This is a genomic window from Streptomyces sp. NRRL F-5126, assembly GCF_000721265.1.
Classification (GTDB): Bacteria; Actinomycetota; Actinomycetes; order Streptomycetales; family Streptomycetaceae; genus Streptomyces.
Genome location: NZ_JOFZ01000118.1, coordinates 1 through 334, shown reverse-complemented (window position 1 = coordinate 334; position 334 = coordinate 1). Strand labels below are relative to the sequence as shown.

1 protein-coding gene is annotated in these 334 nt (G+C 70.7%); it reads right to left on the bottom strand.

The window, feature by feature from the left end:
• Positions 1-334, bottom strand: a 334-nt coding sequence (locus tag IH48_RS34040; RefSeq protein ID WP_037844231.1) for a ketoacyl-synthetase C-terminal extension domain-containing protein, incomplete at both ends; no start/stop codon positions are given.

Genomic DNA, 334 nt, shown 5'->3' with positions numbered 1-334 from the left:
TGAGGGCCGGCCGTCCTGGAGTGCGGTGAGGGCGTCGAGGAGGTCGGTGCGCTCGTGGGCGATCACGGCGGCACGGTGCTCGAACGTGGTACGCGTGGTCGCCAGAGCATGAGCGATGTCCCGGGCGTCCACCTCCGGATGATCGGTGGCAAACGCGTGCAGCTGCGCGGCCTGCGCGGCCAGCGCCTGGGGCGACTTGCCCGAGAGCAGCCACACACACGGCCCCTCGAAAGAAGCCGCCTCCGAAGCCTCGGTGTCGGTCGGAGCGTCGGCGTCGCTGGGCGTGTCTGTGGTGGTGGGGGGTTGTTCGAGGATGAGGTGGGCGTTGGTGCCG